A 15,499-nucleotide genomic window follows, 5' to 3' on the forward strand; every position below is an offset into this window, starting at 1 on the left:
TTTAATTGATGGATAAAAGTTTAAATTCAAACGGTTCAAGTTTAAAGTTTGTGAAATCATCAACTCTCATCACAAAATTTTTTCCTTCAAAAACATCGTAAAACTTTACCGTCCCGTTGATGATTTTCTTTTTAAGCACATCATCAATTTTTAACTTCGTGGTGACTCCCCAATTTGAAAGATTCGCTATTACAAGGACTGTCTCATTATCAAATCTTCTCCAAAAGGCGTAAACTTTATCATCGTTTGTTGTTATCGCTTTAATCATTTCACCTCTTCGCAATGCAAGTGAGTTTTTCCTAAAATTAAACAATTTTTTGTAAAACGCATAAAACTTCTTTCCCCTTTCATCTGATGTGTCTTTTTTAATCGTCTGTTTTTCAAAAAGCGAGATGTTTGTTGTATCTCCGTATTCTTGACCGTTGTAAATTAAAGGGACACCCGGGATAGTAGCAGTTATAAGAGCGGAAACAAGAGCGCCATTCTCACCGAAGTATCTAACAGCTCTTGGCTTATCGTGATTTTCATTGAAACGTAACCTGATTGAACCTTTTGGAAATTTATACATCTCGCTTTGAAGAACCGCATCAAGCACCGATGGTAGATGTCCCTTTCTTACGATTCTTGCAAGCGCATCGTAAACATTCCAGCTATATGTTAAATCAAACGCTTTTAGATGTTGTTCTGGTAAACTCCCCTCAGCAAGCATTAGGATTGGTTTAATTTTGTCAAGTTCATCTCTTGCTTCATTCCAAAAGTCAATCGGAACAAGTTCAGCAACATCGCAACGGTAGCCATCAATATCAAACTTCTCAATCCAGTATTTCATCATTTTTATCATATACTTTCTGAGCTCTGGATTATCATAGTTTAAATCCGCTACATCTGTCCAATCAGAATTTGGTGGGATGATATCGCCATTTTCATCTTTCACATACCAATCGGGATGTTCTTTTATTAGATTGTTGTCCCAAGAAGTATGATTGATCACAAGGTCAATTATGACTTTTATCCCGTTTTGATGCGCTGTTTTGATTAGTGATTTAAAATCATCCTCTGTCCCATAATCTGGATTGATTTGGAAGTAATCTCTTATTGAATATGGGCTACCGTAGGTTCCTTTTCTTTTGATTTCACCGATTGGATGTATTGGCATAAGCCAAATGACACTTATTCCGAGATCTTTTAGGCGTGGTATCTCTTTTTCAATCGCTTTGAAGTTTCCCTCTGGTGAAAAAGCTCTTGGGAAAATTTCATATATAACGGCATCTTTAACCCAATCGGGGGAAGTTCTCGCTTTTTTGTAATAAAATTCTCCTTTTAACAGCTCCTCAACCTTTGAGTATTCAACTATTTTAACTGGTTTATAAATCCCACCTGGACCACCTTGATCAATCACCATTACGACGATTTCATTGATGCCTTGCTTTAAAAATTTCGTGATGTCAAAGTAAAATTCATCGCTATAGCCACGGTGCTCCCCGACAAATTCTCCATTTAACCAAACTCCACAATCGTCGTCAACCCCGGAGAAAAAGATTGCATATTTTTTACTTTTATCAATTTTCTCAATTCTAAAACTTTTGTAATACCAGGCAATTCCATCATACTTTGAAAAATTTGCGTATCTTTCCCAAAATCCTGGGACTTCAATCTCTGTCCAGTCGGTTCTATCAAAGTTAGAAGAATACCAAAGCTGTTCAAGCCCTTTGTCTTCGGGGTCAATTTTGAATAGCCATTTTCCATCAAGTTCAACAAGCATTTTCATATCAGATGTGTATTTTAGGGACGAGCAAGAGATAGGGAAAATTAAAAGCAAGATATAGAGAAATTTTTTCATAGGTTTATTTTATCGCTATCATTTTTCTTATTTCAAAACCACGTTGCGTTTGAAGTTTGTAGAGATAGATTCCGCTCGTTATATCGCTATTTTTTACATTGTTCAGGTTAAATGTGACTTCGTGTCTTCCGGCGCTTTGAAATCCGTCAACGAGTACGGCTATTTCTCTTCCAACTATATCGTACACGGTGAGCCGTACATAAGTATCATTGAAGAGGTCGTAAATGATTTTTGTCTCAGCATTAAATGGGTTCGGGAAGTTTCCAATTATTTCAAAATCCTTTTTTAAGCCGAGCCCTATTTTAACTTCGTCCGAGTATTCGTAACTTCCATCTTTGTTGACTCGTTTTACTCTGTAATAGTAGAGAACATTGTCTTCCGCAAGGGTTTCGGTATATGAATATCTCTTTTGGTTTGAAGAGGCGATTTCAAAAATTTGTTTATAAGTTTCATCGTCTCTTTTTCTTTCAAGTATGAACTTTTCAATGAACGATGGGTTATCAACTTCCCAATTTACAACGATATTGTTGGATTTTATCTCTGCGGTGATTTTGACACCAGATGAGTAAATGGGCGCTGTTGATTCAACAAGTTTAACCCCATTTGACTCTAAACCTGAAAAATTACCAATCGGAGTTGTTGTTTTGTCATCAAACTTAAGCAGGAAGGAGACATCGCTGTCAAGTTTCACATAATATTGGGAGAGTTTGCTTATCATATCAGGTCTTGATGTTTTGTAAAGCACGACCTCGTCAATAAGACCGTATTCAATTTTAACGCTCGGTCTGTTAAGTTCAAACATTTTTAAATTTGGTATGAAAATCTCTTCTGCTTTTACGCCATCAATGAAGAACTCAAGCGTGTTTTTTATCGGGTCGGCATTGATTATAAAATTATGCCAGGTGCCATCGCTTATAAATTTCGGGACATCAATTTCAAACTTTCCAATTGAATTTTTAATCGCAAATGTCAACCTGCCAAATTTAATTCCGACATTTATAAAACTTTTATCAGGGATTGATGTCATTGAAATCACATTAGCCCTCATTCCCGTGGTTTTAAGCCAAAATGAAAGTGTGAAACCGTTTTTAATGCTTTCATTGAGCGTAAATTTTATGTAGCCATTTTTATCAAATCTAGCGCAAAATCCAGAAATCCTATCAGCGTTTGGCTTTACTTTTATGTTTGCTTGGTTTTCAAAGATTGAAGTTTCCTTTTTCGTCAAGTTGGAAGAAAGATTGATCGGGATTAATTTCAACTTAAAATCACCTGATGAGCTTGGATTTAAAATAAAGGCGTAGATTCGCATTGTTGATGAGTGATTGCCAATGTCAACGAATGCGGAAAATTTTTCATCAAGATGGTTTTTCAGGTCAAGTTTTTCAATTATTTCGTTTGTGGCTGGTTGAAGGTTAAAAATTGAATCGTCAAGTGAAAGAGCTTCCATTGGGTTTAAATCACCTTCAATTGACATTATGATTAAAATCGTATCAAGTGGATTTGCGTAAAGTCCGAACATCGCTGAAAATTTTTCTCCTTTGACAACTTCATCGGGGCATTGGATAAAAGATATTCGCTGTGAGAGGGAAAATGAAGTAATAAGAAATAACAAGGCAATGATCAAGCGAATTCGCATTGAACTTTTATCATCATCCATAGGCGAATTTTAAATTTTGTTATCTCATCTTTTTCAAAAATTCAAGTCGTTCTTTCAATTTTGAAGCTGGGACTAAAAGTTTATCTTTTCCGAAGATCGCTTCCTCTCTGTTTGTGAAGACAAGTTCGTATTCGTCGCTCATAACGATTGCTTCTTCGGGGCAGACCTCTTCACATAAACCACAATAGATACAGCGCAACATATTTATCTCAAATTTTTTCGGGTATCTTTCTTTGTCAAGTTCAGTTTCTCCAGCGACCACTTCAATTGCAAGTGCAGGGCAAACCCGGGCACAGAGACCACAAGCAACGCACCTTTCAACGCCTGTTTCATCGTTATATACAAGAACGGGACGACCGCGAAAAGATGAAGGTGGTTTCCATTTAACATCCGGATATTCAAAAGTAAATTTCGGCTTGAAAATTTGACGAAATGTTATGGTTAAACCCTTGAAGATTTCAGGTAAATAAAGTCGTTCAAGAAGGTTAAGATTTGACCTTCGTTTTATTTTTGCTTTTCCATCTATTTTTTGTTCCATGGTTATTTTTGTTGACTTTGTTTTATAGCAAAATTTTGACAAGACCGGTTACAAGAACATTTAAAAGTGCAAGTGGGAGTAAAACTTGCCATCCAAGTCGCATCAGTTGATCGTATCTGAATCTTGGCAATGTCCACCTTACAAGCATAAAGAGGAAAATTATGATTCCAGCTTTTGCGAAGAAAACAATTATTTGTAAAATAGCTGCAAGGTTGGGATTTAATCCAGAGTATATGTCAATAAACGGGAAATACCAACCGCCGAGGAAGAAAGCGGTCGTAAGCAAGCTTGCAGTTATGACATTTGTATACTCTGCTAAATAAAATGCGCCGAATTTCATCCCTGAATATTCAGTGTGATAGCCAGCGACAAGCTCAGGTTCTGCTTCGGGTAGATCAAATGGTAGACGGTTTGTTTCAGCAAAAGCTGAAACGAGGAAAATTATAAATCCAACCGGCTGATAAAAAATGTTCCAAACATTCGCTTGTGATTTTATTATTTCATCAATTCTAATTGAACCGCTGACTAGAACAACTCCAATAAGTGAAAGTCCAAGCGAAAGTTCGTAACTTATCATCTGCGCGGATGCTCTTAGGGCTCCAAGTAGCGAGTATTTGTTGTTTGACGACCAACCGCTCAAAGTAACTCCGTAGACACCCATAGAGCTTAATGCAAGTATGTAAAGAAAGCCAACATCCACATCAGCGACGATAAGTTTAATCTCTTTTCCGCCGATTACGATTTTTTCTCCGATGGGCAAAACGGCTATTAGGCTGTATGCGACGAAAAGTGAGATTATAGGAGCTATTGTGTGCAATGTTTTGTCTGCATTTGCGGGTATGATTTCCTCTTTGAAAAGTATTTTGATCAAGTCAGCAACAGGCTGAAAAAGCCCGAATGGACCAACACGATTAGGTCCAAGTCGGTCTTGGATAAAAGCAGAGATTCGCCTCTCAACATATGTTAAGATCGCAGCGACGGTCAAGAACAAGAGAATAAAAGCGATGGCTTTTAAGATGGCAATTAAAATTAATTCCATAAGTGCTTTCGTTTTTGATTTTTTAATCCTTTTTTATCATTGCGCCGTTTTTCAAGTTCTCGTAAGACAGTCCTCTAAATTCACGGACAACGGTGGTGATTTCCTCAAAGACGTCTTTTGCGGTTGTGTAAGTAAACTTCGCTCCAAGATTATTCGCTAATTCTGTGATGACTTTCCAAGATGGCTTAACATTTCTCCTTTCACCGCTTGCCCATCTGTCAAACGGTGTCCCAAAATTAAATAATCTTGCGTGTGCAAGTTCAGCCTTGTTTATTTCACCGGTGTTAGGTTTCGCCTCTCCGAATTTCCTCGGCTTGTAAAGCATATACGGTTCAATGTCCGATGGGAGAACGGCGATGTTAATTTTTTGAACCCTGCCTTCAAAGTTTGTGAAAGTTCCCTCTTTTTCGGCAAATGATGCGCTTGCGAAAACGACGCTCGCCTTTTCAACTGTCTTATTTTTATTTGTGGCGTGGACAATCACCTTGACCCCATCAAGTAGATTGTAAAGCTCATCATCAAGGACAATATCATCGTCCATGACATAGATAACTTTAAACTTTCGCTCTTTTAAACCATTCAAAATCGCATCAAGTCCATATCCATTTCCCGGTCGTATTCCAACAAGGTAAGCTCCAAGTGAGTTGGGAGTTTTGTCAGCCCTTATAAGGAAATTATCTTCGTCACCATCTTTAACATGCTTAATGAAGTCAATATATTTCGCTTTTAAAACTGTCTTGGCGAATTTCTGAAGGACGAAATTATCTTCATTCGTTGCGAATGGGGAACCAATGACGGCAATTTCATCAGGTTTTACATTTTTTAAAATTGACACCGCTTCAGATATGGCTGTTTCCCAATCAACTTCAATTAAATCGCCATTTCTGCGAACCATAGGAGATTTAATCCTGTCATCCGAGTTAACGGGGATATATGTAAATCTTCCATAATCACACATCCAGTATTTATTCACTTCCATATTTTGCCTTGGTGTGATTCTTAAAATTTGATTATTCCTGACCCAAAGATAAACATTGCAACCACGAGCGCAACCCGGACAAATGCTTTCAATCGCAGTCATATTCCAAGTTCTTTCCCTGAATCTGAAATCCCTTGAAGTTAAAGCTCCAACTGGACAGATGTCAATGATATTCATTGAATACGGATTGTCAAGTTTTTTCCCGGGGAAAGTTGTCAAAACAACTCTATCTCCTCTTTGAGTAAATGTCAATTGCGGGTCTTTCACGACCTCATCAAAAAATCTAACACATCTTGAGCACATTATACATCTTTCAACATCAAGGACTATGTTTGCGCCAAGAGGAACTCTCTTCGGTTTATGAACTTTTTCTTCATCAAATCTGCTGTGCCCAGGTCCATAGATATATGTATAGTTTTGAAGTTTGCACTCACCAGCCTCGTCGCATATCGGGCAGTCAAGCGGGTGATTTATAAGTATAAATTCAAGAACAGCTTGTCTTGCTTTTACGACTTTTTCACTTTTGGTATAAACGACCATTCCATCCGTGACCCTTGTGGCACAGGCGATGACTAACTTGGGCATTTTTTCAACCTCAACAAGACACATTCTACAATTTCCAGCTATTGACAAAGCGGGATGATAACAGAAATGCGGGATATCAATTCCAATTTCTTGAGCAGCTTGAAGTATTGTAAGTCCATCTTTTACTTCAACTGTTTTCCCATCTATTGTTATTTTGGCCATTTTCAAGGTTTTCTCTTTATTCTTAATCAAATTTGATCAAATCTTCAATTGGTGTATATTCAAGTCCGAAGGCATCAGCCACACCTTTGTGGGTAACTTTGCCCTCTATGATGTTAACACCTCTTCGCAATTCTTTGTTCTCCTTTATCGCAATTTCAAAACCTTTATCTGCAAGTTCAATTATATAAGGCAAGGTAGCATTTGTAAGAGCGATTGTTGATGTCTTTGGGACGGCTCCTGGCATATTTGCTACACCGTAATGGACAACGCCGTATTCAATGTAAACCGGGTCGTCGTGTGTTGTTGCTCTTATAGTTTCAATGCAACCGCCTTGGTCAACTGAGACATCAATTATAACTGCGCCCTCTTTCATCTGAGCAACCATTTCCTTAGTAACAAGTTTAGGTGCTTTTGCCCCAGGGATTAAAACCGCTCCAATTAAGACATCAGCACGCTTAACCGCTTTCAAAATGTTATATTCATTTGAAGCCATAGTTACTACATTTTTCGGCATTATATCGTCAAGATATCTCAATCTTTGCAAGTTCACATCAAGTATCGTAACCCTTGCACCAAGTCCAGCTGCAATTTTTGCTGCGTTTGTTCCAACGACACCACCTCCTATGATTGCAACATCTGCGGGTTCAACGCCTGGAACACCACCAAGTAAGATGCCACGCCCACCCATTGATTTTTCAAGATATTTTGCCCCCTCTTGCGGTGCCATTCTTCCCGCAATTTCACTCATCGGCTCAAGCAAAGGCAAGCTTCCATCATCTTTTTGAACCGTTTCATAAGCAATCGCAATGCATCCAGATTTAATAACCGCTTCAGTCAATTCACGACTTGCTGCAAAGTGAAAATATGTGAAAACTATCTGATCCCTTCTCAAAAGCTCGTACTCATATCCAATCGGCTCTTTGACTTTAACTATCATATCCGCCTTTGCGTAAATTTCCCTTGGGTCATCAACGATTTCCGCGCCAGCATCACGGTAAAGTTCATCGCTAAAGCCACTCCCAAGTCCAGCTCCTTTCTCAACAAGCACTGTGTGCCCATGAGCTCTCAGAATTGAAACACCCGCTGGTAAAAGTGCTACCCTGTTTTCCATCCTTTTAATTTCTTTTGGGACTCCTATTATCATGGTGTTTCTCCAAATTGTTTTTACTTGGATTGATTATTACTGTTGTAAATTTCTCCTCTTTCAAAATTTCTTGAGCCAAGCGTTGAACATCTTCTGGCTCAACCTTTTCAATCCTTTCTATTACTTCCTCAACTTCGGAATACTTCCCATTATAGACGAGCTCTATTTGTGCAAGGCGTTGCATCCTGTTTGACATGCTTTCAAGACCCATCAAAATTGAACTTTTAACCTGTGCCTTTGCCCTTTTTAGCTCCTCAGTTGAAATCCCATTTTCAACAATTGATCTAAACTCCCTAAAAATTATATCAAGCGTTCTATCAACATTTTTCTCATCCGAGGCGAAATAAACTCCAAAAATTCCCGAATCGTTGAACATTGAGTAAAATGAATAAATTGAATAAACAAGCCCATATTTTTCGCGGACATTTTGAAATAACCTTGAACTCATTCCATCTCCGAGCAATGTGTTAAGTAAAAGTACCTGATCCCTTCGTTCATCTTTCGCACCGTATGTCAAAACCCCCATACAAATGTGCGATTGACTTGATGGCTTTTCTATAACATACTTTTTAGGATTTGAAATCTTCGGCGCCTCTCTTGTTTTGTAAACTCCATTCTTTGACCTTGTGTCTCTGAAATACCTGAGCACAAGTTCAACTAAATCATCATGCCTTAAATTTCCAGCAGCTGAAATGACGATATTCTCAGCGGTGTAAAACTTGTTTAAATGATCAAATAGCTTTTCTCTCGTAAAACTTCCAACCGTTTCCCTCGTTCCAATGATAGGAAAACCTAAAGGATGCGGATATAAAAGTTGATATTCAAGAAGGTCACCGATATATTCTTCAAGGTCATCTTCTGTGTCATTTATTTCCTCGTAAACAACGAGTTTCTCTTTTTCTATTTCATTTTCTTCAAATGTTGGATTTTGAACCAAATCCGCTAAAACTTCAACTCCTTTTTCAAGCCATTCCCCCAAAATTCGGACATAAAAACAGGTATGTTCCTTCGTCGTGAAGGCATTCAAATAACCACCTATGTCCTCAACAAATTCAGCAATTTCTTGGGCGCTCCTTTTCCTTGTCCCCTTAAAAACCATGTGTTCTATGAAGTGCGTAATTCCATTGTCAGTTTCATTCTCATCTCTTGAGCCAACATCAACCCAAACACCAAGCGAAACACTTCGCACATGCGGAACTGACTCTGAAACAATTCTTATTCCATTTTCAAGAACGGTTCGGTTGTATAGTGAAACGATATCTAATTTTTCATCACCTTTGCTTGCTATCAACGGTTCCTTTCTTCTTTTTTCTTTTCAAAACACAGCTTTAGTTTTACAAAATATATCAAGTCATCTTCAAATAGTCAAGGAGATTTAAATGAACAAACCACTTTCGTCAAAAAGTTCTTCTTCCCTTTCCGGGGATGAAATTTTTGAGATTAAAACTAACAAAGCGACTATAAGTGCGATCGGCAAAATAACAAAAAGAAGGAAATTTATCACATTTCTCATTTAAAATCACCTAAATTTGTTTTTAAGAAAGTATACGCTTTGGTAAGGACATTTATGCTGTTTTTATGTTTCAAATACTTTAACGCCTCATCAAGCGTGACCCAGGCATAGTCCTCGTGTTCATAAGACAGACGAACATCTTTTTGTTGTGTCTTTGCAAGATAATAATTCACCGTTTTATAAATTAATTTCCCGTGCATTCGGTAGTAATAACCCACACTTTCTTTGAAACCACCGATAATTTCAATGTCTTTTATCCCCGTTTCTTCTTCAATCTCCCTTTTTACAGTTTCAATTTCACTTTCTCCTTTTTCAACATTTCCTTTTGGGAAATCCCAATGCCCGAGACCATACTTTAAGATCAAAAATTTCAACTGGCCATTCTCAACTCTGTAAATCACCGCTCCAGCTGAGTGTTCTCTTGTCAAGGTGACTTTTTCAAAATTGTTTTTCTTTTTAAATTTGTCAAAAAAACAATAAAATTCCAAAGTTGAAAAATCACTCAAGGATTCTTATAACGCGACTTCGCTTTATTGGTGATGTCGTTTTGACAACGCCAGTCATAAGAGCTGTTCGTGAGAAATTCCCGCACGCTTATATAGCATATCTTGCCGATAAAGACGCGATAACACTACTTGAGAACAATCCTTTCCTTGATGAGTTAATACCTCTTGATTTTAACTGGGGATTTTTTGAGCAGGTAAAATTTATTTCAAAATTACGGGCGAAAAAATTTGACCTTGTTATAGACCTTTTTGGAAACCCGAGAAGTGCAATTTTAAGCTTTCTAAGCGGTGCTGGGACAAGGATAGGTGGGGCGTTCGGCTGGAGAAAATTTTTATATACGCATCCAATTCCGAGAACAAATGAAAGGAAAAATGCCATTCAATTTCACCTTGATTATCTAAAACCCCTCGGAATTGATGCGAGAAATTTGAACCAGGAGCTCAAGACGGAGATTTTTTTAACACAAAGAGAAAAGGATTGGGCTTTAAATTATCTAAAAAGCAAGGGTGTTGATCTGAGCAAAAAAATTGTTGGGATTCACCCCGGGGCAACTTGGCCAGCGAAAATGTGGTTTAAAGAAAACTTCGCAAGCCTTGCTGATAAAATAACCTCAAAAACGGACGCCTCAGTTGTGATAACCCACTCAGAGAAAGAAACAAACCTTGCTTTGGAAGTTTATAACCTTACATTGAGAAAAAGAATTTACCTTCTTGACTCCCTCAACCTGAGAGAACTTGCTTCTGTATTATCTCATCTTGACCTTTATATCTCAAACGATTGTGGTCCGATGCACATTGCAGTGGCTGTGGGTACAAAAACGATAGGTATTTTCGGTCCAGGTGAAGAAGATATTTGGTTTCCTTATCCTGAAAGCATGGGGCACAAAGCATTAAGAGTTGATGTTGAATGTCATCCCTGCCATCTTAACTTTTGCAATAGGGAAGGGGAGAATTACATGAAATGTATGAAACTTTTAACTGTTGATATGGTTTTGAACGAAGCATTAAAAATAATGAGAAGGGGCTGAGGATTCAGCCCCTTGTTTTTATAAGACAAATTCAATGCCCGCCTCAATGGCTTTCCTGTTCATTTCATTTAATTCCCTCCTTTTGACGACGATGTCAAGCGCATCAAATACGCTTTCCTTGGTCAATATACCAGTGTATCCAATGTAAGCTCCAAGCATGACCATATTCGCTACTTTGGTTGAACCGATATCATCGGCAATTTTCGTAGCTGGGACAGGGATAATTTCAACATCTTCCCTTGATGGTTTAATGTCAATTAATGAATCATCGTAAAAGATGATACCACCGGTTTTAACCGTCGGCTCAAACTTTTCAAGTGATGGTCTGTTCATCGCAATTAAGACAGTTGGAATTGAAACAAGCGGGGAAGCGATTTCTGTTTCAGATATGTTGACATGACAATTCGCAGTTCCACCTCTCATTTCTGGTCCATACGAGGGCAACCAGGACACATGATATTCCTCAAGCATTCCAGCTTGCGCTAACATTAAGCCAAGAAGTAAAATACCTTGACCTCCAAATCCAGCGATTTTTATCTTCGGGTTTTTATACTTTTCTGTGATTACATTTCTTTTGTATTTTTTGGGTTGAACTATTGCACTATCAATACCAATGGCTTTTTTTATTTCCTCGGCGTTTAAAATTTTCCTTTCAAATTTCACTGGCTCAACCTTGTCCGAGATATCTTTGAAAACACCAAGCGGGAAATATTTAGTCATAACTTCATTTATCCATTTTTCCGCATCGGGTGGATTCATTCCCCAACCCGTCGGACAAGCTGAAAGCGCCTCAACGAAAGCAAAACCTTTACCCTCCATCTGAATTTGAATTGCTTTCCTAACGGCTTTTCTCGCCTTTGCCATGTTTTTAGCATCGGTCAAAGCAACTCTTTCAACATACACCGGTGCATCAAGCGTTGCTATGAGCTCAGCCATGCGAAGTGGATATCCCTCGTTACGAATGTCTCTGCCTCTTGGGGTTGTTGTCGTTTTCATGCCCGGCAATGTCGTTGGCGCCATTTGTCCGCCCGTCATCCCGTAAATTGCATTGTTAACAAAAAACACAGTTATATGCTCACCACGATTTGCTGCGTGTAAAATTTCATTCCCACCTATAGCTGCAAGATCTCCATCACCTTGATAACTTATAACAATACTATGTGGATGAACTCTTTTTATACCAGTTGCAACCGCAGGGGCTCTTCCATGCGCAACTTGAATATGCCCGGCATCAAAATAATAGTAAAGAAATACAGAACATCCAACAGGATTAATGAAAATGACACGATCTTGAACGCCGAAGTCCTCAATCGCTTCAGCGATAAGTTTGTGAAGCTTTCCGTGACCGCATCCCGGGCAGTAGTGTGTATTTATTTTATCTGCGTCGGGCTTTCTTTCAAATATGTTATAAAAAGTTGATGGCTTTTTTAAAATTGTCACCGCCATTTTCTCACCTCACTTTTGATGTTCAATTTCTTTTTCAATTTCAACAAATATAGTTTTAACCTGCTCAATTATTTCCTCAGCGGATGGGACCATCCCACCACACCTTCCGTAAAATTTAACTGGTCTCATCCCATCAAGGGCAAGCTTAACATCATCAACCATTTGCCCGGTGCTCAACTCAACAACTAAGAAAATCTGCGCTGTCTGGGCTAACTCGCGAATTTTTTTCTCGGGGAATGGGAACAAAGTTATCGGTCTTAATAGACCTACTTTATATCCTTCGCTTCTCATTATATCAACAACACTTTTTAAAATTCTTGACACTATACCATAACCAACCAAAATCAATTCGGCATCCTCAGTTTTATAATCTTCATATCTTACCTCTTCCCTTTTAATTCTCTCGTATTTTTCTTTCAATTTCAGATTGTGCTTTTCAAGGTCTTCAGGGGCAAGGTAAATTGATGTAATTAAATTATTCCGAGTTTCAGCCGTGCCATCAACACACCATGACTTGTCAATTTTCGGTATTTTCGGCTCAGGAAATTCAACCGGTTCTATCATTTGCCCGATGAATCCATCAGCAAGAACATAAACTGGATTTCTGTATTTTTCAGCCAAATCAAAGGCAAGATAAGTTAAATCACACATTTCTTGAACAGAATTTGGTGCAAGGACAATAACTTTGTAATTTCCATGTCCACCACCCTTGACAACTTGATAGTAATCCCCTTGCTCTGGAGCTATGTTTCCAAGTCCTGGTCCGCCTCTCATAATATCAACTATAACCATTGGCAGTTCAGCCCCAGCTGCATATGATATCCCTTCCTGCATGAGGCTAATGCCTGGGCTTGATGATGCTGTCATGGCTCTTATTCCACCGCTTGCTGCACCAAAGAGCATATTGATTGCAGCAACTTCACTTTCAGCTTGGATAAAGACGCCACCAACCTCTGGCATTAAAAGAGCAGCAGCTTCAGCTATTTCGCTTGCGGGCGTAATTGGATAACCGAAAAATGCCCTGCATCCAGCAAGTATTGCCCCTCTTACAACCGCCTCATTCCCTTTCATCAGTTGTTTTGCCATCTTCAAATTTCCTTTTTGTTTTCCTTCAACTGCTTTTAGCAGTCAAAACAAAAAAGGCGAGGTATATTTCACCTCGCCTTTAATTTAATGAGAAGATTTTTTCATCAACGACAGCGCCACGTTTATAAACTGTTATCGCCCCTGGTTCAGGGCAAGCGTAAAAACAAACCCCGCAACCAGTGCAACCATCCCCAACATATTCAGAGTAATGATAACCCCTTGAATTGAACTTATCTGAAATTTTCAAAACTTTCACTGGGCAAACCTCAATGCAAAGCGTGCAACCCTTACACTGTTCTTTTTCAATTTTAATAAATGCTTTTTCAAGTGTAATCGGCATCAATCCCTCCTGGTTGATTTTTAAATCCAAAGTTCAATCTCGTATTCCTTCTTGTGAGATAACTTTACATTTCCCTTGGCTTTGTTTAAAAGTTCCTTTATTCTCTCAACGCTCTCGGATATTTTATCAAGCTCCTCACCAGCAAGTTCAATGTAAATCTTCTTTTTCCCTTTGACATTCAAAGAATTTATGTGATTCCATATCTCATCCGTTCGCCTCTCTATCTCTGAAAGCTCACGAATCGCCTGGTTTATAAGTAGTATAATTTCCTCCTTTGATGTCCGCTTAAAGTAACTTCTGACCCTCTGAAACCTCTCCGAAAAGTTAATTCTTTTCATTATTAGCATCTCGTTTATTTGAATTTCATTTTAATTTAATTCCGATCAGATTAAATTGCAAACTCCGTGCCAGCGATAAATTTTGAAATAGGACTTGAAAAGGCGTAGTTTTCAAAGTGATTAGATGCAAAAACGCCACACGAATTATCCGATTGTGAAAAATTTTTACATTGAGGAATTTGATTAAACCATATCCTATCCCCCTTGAAAATTAATATCACTTGTTGTAAATTTACTAAAAAAGTTTTAAGAAAGGGAAATATGGCTGATAAAAGAATAGAAAGACAGGTGTTGCGTGTCCTTTCTACCGGACCAAAAACTTTTTGGGAGATTGTCAATCGCCAAGATGGGACTCTTAAGGAATTATACCAAACATTAAACAAATTAATGAAAGAAAACACAGTAAAAAGGGATGGCGAGTTTTTTTACCTTAATGGTCAAGCAGCGCTAAAAGTGTTTCCTGATCCGAGATGTGAAAATTGTCGTGGCGGAATTCAAATAAAAGGTGAGTATTTAAAAATTTTTGAGACATACAAAGAAATTGTAAAAAATAGACCTTTACCCTCAATTGAATTTGACCAAGGCTTCATTAGCGCTGAAGATGCTATAAGGAGAGCAATTTTTATGTATGAAAGAGGGGATGTTGAAGGGAAGTCAATCTTTATCCTCGGTGATGATGACCTTGTGAGCATTGCAATTGGATTGCTTGGTGTGGCAAAGAAAATAACAGTCCTTGAAATTGATAAGCGATTGACCGATTTCATCAACGATGTGAGCAAGAAATATAACCTTAACATCTCAACTATAACTCACGATGTCCTTGATTCTTTCCCAAGAAACGAGATGAATAAATATGATACATTTTTAACCGACCCGGTTGAGACATTGCATGGATTTATACTCTTCATTTATAGATGTCTTCAAGCATTGAAGAAGAAAAATTCAGCAGGGTATTTCGGCTTAACACATATTGAAGCAAACCTTGAAAAATGGTATCGCATACAAAAGTTTATACTTTCAACGGGGATGGTAATAACCGATATATTGCGTGATTTTTCATATTATCCAGAAGATGAAAATCAGTGGAACGAAAATTACCAGTATTATTTGATAAATAAAAAGTTGAAAATCGGACTGCCAAATGTTAATTGGTTCAGATCATCATTTTTCAGGGTTGAAGCTTATGACAAAATTAGATTAAGGAAATTACCGAGGTTAAAGTCGGCACATGAACTTTATGTTGATGATGAAGCATGGTGCACAGTTGAATATGAAACATGGGATTAAAAAGATCTGAA

At 38.1% G+C, this 15,499-nt stretch carries 15 protein-coding genes; 2 read left to right on the plus strand and 13 right to left on the minus strand.

Annotation, left to right across the window (positions count from 1 at the left end; translation table 11 throughout):
* Position 1: 1 nt before the first annotated feature.
* The 9 genes from FKZ43_RS05905 to FKZ43_RS05940 form a co-directional block, all read right to left on the minus strand.
* Positions 2–1,840 carry an alpha-amylase family glycosyl hydrolase gene (locus FKZ43_RS05905; protein ID WP_140944948.1) on the minus strand — a complete coding sequence of 613 codons (1,839 nt, stop codon included), beginning with the start codon at positions 1,838–1,840 and terminating at the stop codon, positions 2–4.
* A 4-nt stretch (positions 1,841–1,844) separates the two neighbouring features.
* Positions 1,845–3,497, minus strand: a complete 1,653-nt coding sequence (locus tag FKZ43_RS05910) for a T9SS type A sorting domain-containing protein (RefSeq protein ID WP_140944949.1) — start codon at positions 3,495–3,497, stop codon at positions 1,845–1,847.
* Positions 3,498–3,516: 19 nt separating this feature from the next.
* Positions 3,517–4,035, minus strand: a complete 519-nt coding sequence (locus FKZ43_RS05915; protein ID WP_140944950.1) for a NuoI/complex I 23 kDa subunit family protein — start codon at positions 4,033–4,035, stop codon at positions 3,517–3,519.
* A gap of 22 nt (positions 4,036–4,057) precedes the next feature.
* The gene (gene nuoH, locus FKZ43_RS05920; protein WP_140944951.1) at positions 4,058–5,074 is read right to left on the minus strand and encodes an NADH-quinone oxidoreductase subunit NuoH; all 1,017 of its coding nucleotides are present in this window, start codon (positions 5,072–5,074) and stop codon (positions 4,058–4,060) included.
* Positions 5,075–5,096: 22 nt separating this feature from the next.
* Positions 5,097–6,800 (minus strand): NADH-quinone oxidoreductase subunit G, encoded by a 1,704-nt coding sequence (locus FKZ43_RS05925; RefSeq protein WP_140944952.1) that lies wholly within the window; start codon positions 6,798–6,800, stop codon positions 5,097–5,099.
* Positions 6,801–6,822: 22 nt separating this feature from the next.
* Positions 6,823–7,944, minus strand: coding sequence for an alanine dehydrogenase (ald, locus tag FKZ43_RS05930; RefSeq protein ID WP_140944953.1), 1,122 nt, complete (start codon positions 7,942–7,944; stop codon positions 6,823–6,825).
* Positions 7,916–9,235 (minus strand): M16 family metallopeptidase, encoded by a 1,320-nt coding sequence (locus FKZ43_RS05935; protein ID WP_140944954.1) that lies wholly within the window; start codon positions 9,233–9,235, stop codon positions 7,916–7,918. The genes ald and FKZ43_RS05935 overlap by 29 nt, the downstream gene beginning before the upstream one ends.
* Positions 9,236–9,319: 84 nt before the next feature.
* Positions 9,320–9,457 (minus strand): hypothetical protein, encoded by a 138-nt coding sequence (locus FKZ43_RS11450; RefSeq protein ID WP_181180283.1) that lies wholly within the window; start codon positions 9,455–9,457, stop codon positions 9,320–9,322.
* Entirely contained in the window at positions 9,454–9,858 is a 405-nt protein-coding gene (locus tag FKZ43_RS05940) for a bis(5'-nucleosyl)-tetraphosphatase (protein WP_235894704.1), read from the minus strand. Before FKZ43_RS05940 ends, FKZ43_RS11450 begins: the two co-directional genes overlap by 4 nt.
* 89 nt (positions 9,859–9,947) lie before the next feature.
* On the opposite strand from FKZ43_RS05940, the gene FKZ43_RS05945 reads away from it, so the two are divergent.
* Complete coding sequence (locus tag FKZ43_RS05945) at positions 9,948–10,991, plus strand: glycosyltransferase family 9 protein (protein ID WP_181180284.1); 1,044 nt, start codon at positions 9,948–9,950, stop codon at positions 10,989–10,991.
* An 18-nt stretch (positions 10,992–11,009) separates the two neighbouring features.
* Here the strand turns inward: FKZ43_RS05945 and FKZ43_RS05950 are convergent, their stop codons facing one another.
* The 4 genes from FKZ43_RS05950 to FKZ43_RS05965 all read right to left on the minus strand — a co-directional run bounded on the left by FKZ43_RS05950 (position 11,010) and on the right by FKZ43_RS05965 (position 14,201).
* Entirely contained in the window at positions 11,010–12,437 is a 1,428-nt protein-coding gene (locus FKZ43_RS05950) for a 2-oxoacid:acceptor oxidoreductase family protein (protein ID WP_140944957.1), read from the minus strand.
* A gap of 9 nt (positions 12,438–12,446) precedes the next feature.
* Positions 12,447–13,523 (minus strand): 3-methyl-2-oxobutanoate dehydrogenase subunit VorB, encoded by a 1,077-nt coding sequence (locus tag FKZ43_RS05955; protein ID WP_140944958.1) that lies wholly within the window; start codon positions 13,521–13,523, stop codon positions 12,447–12,449.
* 79 nt (positions 13,524–13,602) lie between these two features.
* Positions 13,603–13,863, minus strand: a complete 261-nt coding sequence (locus FKZ43_RS05960; protein ID WP_140944959.1) for a 4Fe-4S dicluster domain-containing protein — start codon at positions 13,861–13,863, stop codon at positions 13,603–13,605.
* Positions 13,864–13,883: 20 nt separating this feature from the next.
* Positions 13,884–14,201, minus strand: a complete 318-nt coding sequence (locus tag FKZ43_RS05965) for a hypothetical protein (RefSeq protein ID WP_140944960.1) — start codon at positions 14,199–14,201, stop codon at positions 13,884–13,886.
* 261 nt (positions 14,202–14,462) lie between these two features.
* Between FKZ43_RS05965 and FKZ43_RS05970 the strand changes: the two genes are divergently transcribed.
* The gene (locus FKZ43_RS05970) at positions 14,463–15,488 is read left to right on the plus strand and encodes a bis-aminopropyl spermidine synthase family protein (protein WP_140944961.1); all 1,026 of its coding nucleotides are present in this window, start codon (positions 14,463–14,465) and stop codon (positions 15,486–15,488) included.
* Positions 15,489–15,499 lie beyond the last annotated feature (11 nt).

This window comes from Candidatus Thermokryptus mobilis (assembly GCF_900070205.1).
GTDB lineage: Bacteria > Bacteroidota > Ignavibacteria > Kryptoniales > Kryptoniaceae > Kryptonium > Kryptonium mobile.

Bases quoted from the DNA above. Each gene is read 5' to 3' on its own strand.
- FKZ43_RS05915 (WP_140944950.1), bottom strand. From the start codon at position 4,035: ATGGAACAAAAAATAGATGGAAAAGCAAAAATAAAACGAAGGTCAAAT.
- nuoH (WP_140944951.1), bottom strand. From the start codon at position 5,074: ATGGAATTAATTTTAATTGCCATCTTAAAAGCCATCGCTTTTATTCTC.
- FKZ43_RS05970 (WP_140944961.1), top strand. From the start codon at position 14,463: ATGGCTGATAAAAGAATAGAAAGACAGGTGTTGCGTGTCCTTTCTACC.
- FKZ43_RS11450 (WP_181180283.1), bottom strand. From the start codon at position 9,457: ATGAGAAATGTGATAAATTTCCTTCTTTTTGTTATTTTGCCGATCGCA.
- FKZ43_RS05965 (WP_140944960.1), bottom strand. From the start codon at position 14,201: ATGAAAAGAATTAACTTTTCGGAGAGGTTTCAGAGGGTCAGAAGTTAC.
- FKZ43_RS05905 (WP_140944948.1), bottom strand. From the start codon at position 1,840: ATGAAAAAATTTCTCTATATCTTGCTTTTAATTTTCCCTATCTCTTGC.
- FKZ43_RS05925 (WP_140944952.1), bottom strand. From the start codon at position 6,800: ATGGCCAAAATAACAATAGATGGGAAAACAGTTGAAGTAAAAGATGGA.
- FKZ43_RS05950 (WP_140944957.1), bottom strand. From the start codon at position 12,437: ATGGCGGTGACAATTTTAAAAAAGCCATCAACTTTTTATAACATATTT.
- FKZ43_RS05910 (WP_140944949.1), bottom strand. From the start codon at position 3,497: ATGGATGATGATAAAAGTTCAATGCGAATTCGCTTGATCATTGCCTTG.
- ald (WP_140944953.1), bottom strand. From the start codon at position 7,944: ATGATAATAGGAGTCCCAAAAGAAATTAAAAGGATGGAAAACAGGGTA.
- FKZ43_RS05960 (WP_140944959.1), bottom strand. From the start codon at position 13,863: ATGCCGATTACACTTGAAAAAGCATTTATTAAAATTGAAAAAGAACAG.
- FKZ43_RS05955 (WP_140944958.1), bottom strand. From the start codon at position 13,523: ATGGCAAAACAACTGATGAAAGGGAATGAGGCGGTTGTAAGAGGGGCA.